This is a genomic window from Bacillus cereus group sp. N31 (genome assembly GCF_016483245.1).
Taxonomy (GTDB): Bacteria; Bacillota; Bacilli; order Bacillales; family Bacillaceae_G; genus Bacillus_A; species Bacillus_A toyonensis.
On sequence record NZ_JAEHCH010000060.1, the window covers coordinates 1 to 4,917 of the forward strand.

Below are 4,917 nucleotides of genomic sequence, written 5' to 3' on the forward strand. Positions count from 1 at the left end.
CCTCCATTAAAATCATAACTGATACTTACGATTTAGAGAGGTGTTTTTTATCGTCTCATTCTCAGGGTTCACTCCACCTATGATTCTACAGAAAGAATAGCGTTTTTTTTCATTTTAGGGGGTATTTAATTTTGTTAGCTTGAAAGCGATGTGGTGCTACCCCATATAAGAATTAGTTTAAACCCAATATAACATTTCTTAACAGGGGGCATTGTTATGTTATTCAGGTTTATTGAGGAGCTTTCGTTTGAAGCAACTTTAACCCCATACCAATAAAAATTATTCCTGTTACCTTATTTAAAATCATTCCTACCTTTTGGTTTCTTCTTAGTTTTTTTGAAACAGCTGAAGAAAAATAAGCAACAAATAAACACCACAACAATCCTGTTGCTGTAAAAGTAAGTCCTAAAATGATAAAAGGAATAGGACCTGAAGCCTCTGTATCTATAAATTGCGGGAGAAACGCAATAAAGAATAAAGAGACTTTTGGATTCGTAAGACTTGTTAAAAGTCCTTGTATATATATCTTTCTAATGTTCAATTTATTAGATGAAGCTTGGAAAGCTACATTTGTCTTATCAAGTACCATTTTAATCCCTAGATATACAAGATAGATAACACCGATAACCTTAATGGTGTTAAATAATACAACAGATTTTGTAAGTATAATAGATAAACCAAAAGCAACAAATAACGTATGGACTAAAGAACCAGTAATAATACCAAAAACAGAATACACACCTGCTTTTCTACCTTGTGAAATACTTCTTCCCACAATATACATGGTGTCCGCACCAGGAATTAGATTTAATAAAATCCCTGTTAGTAAAAATACCTCATAATTAATAATACCGTACATTTTAGCACCTCTATCTATTTTTTTGGTGCCCTTATTGATATTAAAGTAAATAATAGAAAAATAAAAGTATTTTTTATTTTATTCAAGAAGATCAAAAGCTTTTTAATTAACTGCCAATAACAGAATTTATGTCAATAAAAGGTGTTTTCATATATAGAAAATACCTTTTCAGTCTACAACTATTTTTTAATAGTCTAAAACATTTTTTTAATCAAACAACAAAAAGCCATCGCCGAAGTGACGGCTCTAAAGAGGGGGGGAGAAACAAAGAATCTTCCTAGTTCCTTTTCTAATCGTTCTAACGCATCAACACACTCATTAGCTACGGTAGTTAATTCCTTAATGTTTTCGTTAGCTTCTTTTTTATTTATATCAATTTTCACTGAAACTACATTCCATATCATTTCGAGAAAATTGTACGCTAAGAAGAACTTTTTTTTATTTTTTTTCTTAATGCTAGCGGTCATTCACTTCCAATGTTTCTTTCGCCATCTGCTCATATTCTTCCAAGCCTGAGATAATTGCAAACTCAGCTATCGCAACAGGGTATGCCGCATTAAGTTCAATGACGTGCTCTTTCATGGCAGGCCAGTAAATCCCGCCTGCTTGCCGGTAATAGTTGATCAGTTTCTCCAGGGCTGCCTCCCCGAATGCCCGGTAATGGAAAACAAAGTCATTTGACACATCCGTTACTTTTGCTTCGGTCCAGTCGATAAAACCGGTTACGTTAGTATCTTTATCAATCATCGTGTGGCCAGCATGAACATCCCCATGAATCAGACCTGTTCTCTGAGGCCACAATTCCTCATTTTTTACCCAGGCCTGCCAGCGGTTCCATAAGGATTCGCCTACGCCAAACTTCGCTTTAACCTTTTCCATACGCTCAATCATCGATTTTCTTGCCTCTTCTGCTGTCTGGACAAACAGGCCTACTTTAAGAGCCTCTGCTTTCGGAACTGTGTGTAGCGAAGCCAACGCTTTGGCTAATGTCTGGTGAAATTGTTCAGGTACATTTTCATAATCCATCTCCCACAAATAGTTTTGAATCTCCGGATCGATCGTACCTGCTGGCACTCCGGTTAACTTTTTATAAGCTATTAGATCGCCTTTATAAACCGACCAGACTGGAACCTGAAAAATGGCATATTTGTTTACAAGATCCAGTGCTTTCTTCTCCACTATCGTCCTCGGCATCACATCGTCCCGTCTCGGAAGCCTTAGCACCCATTCTTCGCCTTTATCGTCTTCTGCATAAGCAACCAGAAAATCTAAACCAGATTCGTTGAATATGATGGACTCCTCTTTAACTTCCAAACCATACTTTCTTGCTATTTCTACCGCTTTTTGTTTGTTCAAATCTTTCACTTCCTTCTCTTATTTTACTGATTTTTTGTAGTGAAAAACCAGACTGTTGCCTATGGGAAACTTGTGCAATACTCTACTTATTCAGAGCAAGTTTGTCATTTATTTTTTCATGTTCAATATTCACTTCTTTATGTTCGAAAGTAATAAACACTCCCCCTTTTAAGAAAATGTTTTTTAATTAACCTGCATATTAACTTTAAGTAGCAATCTCCACAATTTATTATAAACTTTAACATATAATAACAGTTTTCTATATAACATGACCGGCGTTTTTTAAACAACTTTATTATCTCTGTACAACTTTATAAATCTAATAAAATAGGTGTTTTGAATGTATACTTTTGTTGGCGTTTTCTTAGAAATATAAAGAAATAGAAGAAATTCAGTATTTGCAATGAAATGAAAGTAAACTTTTAATAAAAAGTTTACATTGGAACTTTTAATTGAAATCCAACATATGATGCCATGAGCATTTACAACATAGTTTTAGTCAGGGCAATAAGAAAAACCACAGCAATTGTTGTGGTTTTTCTTATTGATGAAACTGAAAGTAAACTTCTATTCAAAAGTTTACTTTCATGTTTTAGGTCTAAGGAAAGGGAAATTAGAAGGGCTAGCTCCTCGGCTTGCTTCACCCAGCCATCACCTCACATCTAAAAACAAGGAATTATAAAATATTAATTGAATATATTTTTTGATACCGACTAAAATTTAGGAATGGAAAGAGGGCAATCTGATGCATTACATAACTGCATGCTTGAAAATTATTAGTGATAAAGACCTTAATGAAATAATAGAGGAGTTCAAAAAACTTGAAAAAGAAACTATTAAAGAAGAAGGATGTATTCAATTTCATGTGTACCCTCTTGAACCCTCAGAACGAAAATTAATGCTGTGGGAGATTTGGGAAAATGAAGAAGCTCTTAATGTTCATTTCACCAAACCACACACTCAAAATACTCTAAAACAAGAGTTAGCAGAAATAGAATGGGTAATTAGAAGTAATGTGAATTAACAAGATTGGTTGTTTTTGTAGTTTTGATAAAATATAAAAATGATGATTTTAAAAAATCTCTCGGATTGCCTGAGAGATTTTTTTTATGTTTAGGTGCTTTGGTATATGTAGGAAAATATAAAGTGGTTAGAAGGGTGTTTGCTATTTTCATACATTTGTAAAACTCGTTTTCACTAAATGAACATTAAACATGGTTTAAAAGTTGTACCTTTTGGGACGATGGAGATAGAAAATTCTTTTATGGATTTAGTGTGGGTTTTTCCTAAAATGCTGATACACTCTGAATAGACAGATAATTCAGAATTTGGAGAGATAAAGTAATCAATGTATTAAGGTGGATAATGGGTAAAGCAAGTTAATACATTACAAGAAAAAAATGGTAAATGGATGTTGTATAATACATAAGTATTCGATAGATCGTTAGTGTCTATATTATAAATGGGGGAGGATTGTAATACATGGACAGCGTATTGCCTATTGGGACGAAACATGGATGTTATACTATAATCGGTGGTTTTGAAGTATATCAAGAAAAAGTTGCTAAACAGAAAATTGCAGACCTAGAACAAAAAAAGCAAAGGTTTATAAATGGGGAAAAAATTAGTGGGATTAATTTTAATTCTGTAGATGTTTATGATAGAACGATACAAAATTGGAAGTCTTACAAGAAATACCAATGCCAGTGTAGATGCGGAAAAGTAAAGTATCTTCTTGAGACTTATTTTTCTGGAAAAGGATATAGATATTGCGGGGATGATTGTGGGAAAAAGCAGGAAAGTGAGAGAAAAAGGATAGCTTCATATCCTAGAGTAAAAGATGAAAGTTATGATATTGATTATTCTAATACTACTCATGAATCATTAGAAGTATTAGAATGTATTGATGAAAATTATGAGGGGAAACCTATTATATCTCATAGAGGAAGAAGAGGAAAGGAAGGTGGCAAATGTAAAGTATATAAGTTATATAGATGTCGTTGCTATCTGTGTGGTACAGAATATCAATTTAAGTCATCAGATTTTAAGATAAAAAATGATGACCACGGATCTAGAGCGAAAGATGGATATTATTGTGATGCTTATTGTGACTGTCATAAAATCTCATCATTTCAATGGCGAACTATAAAAATACTGAGAGATCATAATGTTGCATATAGAGTTGAAGTTGAGTTTCAAGACTTATATGGTATCGGGCAAAAGAACTTGTTGCGTTATGATTTCGCTGTTCTCGGTTCTGATAATAGCATTAAATGTCTTATTGAGTGTCAAGGTGAACAGCATTATAAGCCTGTAGATGAGTTCGGTGGTGTTTCACAATATGAGTCTCAAGCAGAGAATGACAAATTAAAACGTGCTTATGCCGAGTCACATAATATACCTTTATTCGAAATTAAATATACTTGTAATACATACGAAAAGGAAATAAAAGTTCTTAAAACTGCTGGAATTATTTAATCGCATATTTTCAGATATCGATCAACTTAACGGCACTTGTCAAGATGCACTGAGCCAATGAGATAATGGTTGTTGGCTATCGGATTAAGAGAGTATAAAATTCTAATCTATTGTTGAGCTTGATTTGAAAGTACATAAGGGGTACTGCCACACATCCATCAACTTAAGGTATATTTTTATACAAAATGTGTTCTTTCCATAGAGTTTTTTATAATCTTTTCTGG

General features: G+C 33.4%; 5 protein-coding genes. 2 read left to right on the top strand and 3 right to left on the bottom strand.

Translation table 11 applies throughout. From position 1 onward, the window contains the following. Window positions 1–229: 229 nt before the first annotated feature. The 3 genes from JDS81_RS29675 to mphM form a co-directional block, all read right to left on the bottom strand. Window positions 230–859, bottom strand: coding sequence for a LysE family translocator (locus JDS81_RS29675; protein ID WP_097955162.1), 630 nt, complete (start codon window positions 857–859; stop codon window positions 230–232). 194 nt (window positions 860–1,053) lie between these two features. Further along, window positions 1,054–1,242, bottom strand: a complete 189-nt coding sequence (locus tag JDS81_RS29680; RefSeq protein WP_142316363.1) for a hypothetical protein — start codon at window positions 1,240–1,242, stop codon at window positions 1,054–1,056. Between the two features lie 73 nt (window positions 1,243–1,315). Continuing rightward, window positions 1,316–2,215 (bottom strand): macrolide 2'-phosphotransferase MphM, encoded by a 900-nt coding sequence (gene mphM / locus JDS81_RS29685; RefSeq protein ID WP_098015973.1) that lies wholly within the window; start codon window positions 2,213–2,215, stop codon window positions 1,316–1,318. Window positions 2,216–2,960: 745 nt separating this feature from the next. Here mphM and JDS81_RS29690 point away from each other — a divergent pair. Beyond that, on the top strand, window positions 2,961–3,239 hold the full coding sequence (locus JDS81_RS29690; RefSeq protein ID WP_002169788.1) for a putative quinol monooxygenase: 279 nt from the start codon (window positions 2,961–2,963) through the stop codon (window positions 3,237–3,239). Between the two features lie 458 nt (window positions 3,240–3,697). After that, entirely contained in the window at window positions 3,698–4,693 is a 996-nt protein-coding gene (locus tag JDS81_RS29695; protein WP_097955166.1) for a hypothetical protein, read from the top strand. The last annotated feature ends 224 nt before the right edge of the window (window positions 4,694–4,917 follow it).

Coding starts and splice junctions, on each gene's coding strand:
- JDS81_RS29675 (WP_097955162.1), bottom strand. CDS start 859: ATGTACGGTATTATTAATTATGAGGTATTTTTACTAACAGGGATTTTA.
- JDS81_RS29690 (WP_002169788.1), top strand. CDS start 2,961: ATGCATTACATAACTGCATGCTTGAAAATTATTAGTGATAAAGACCTT.
- JDS81_RS29695 (WP_097955166.1), top strand. CDS start 3,698: ATGGACAGCGTATTGCCTATTGGGACGAAACATGGATGTTATACTATA.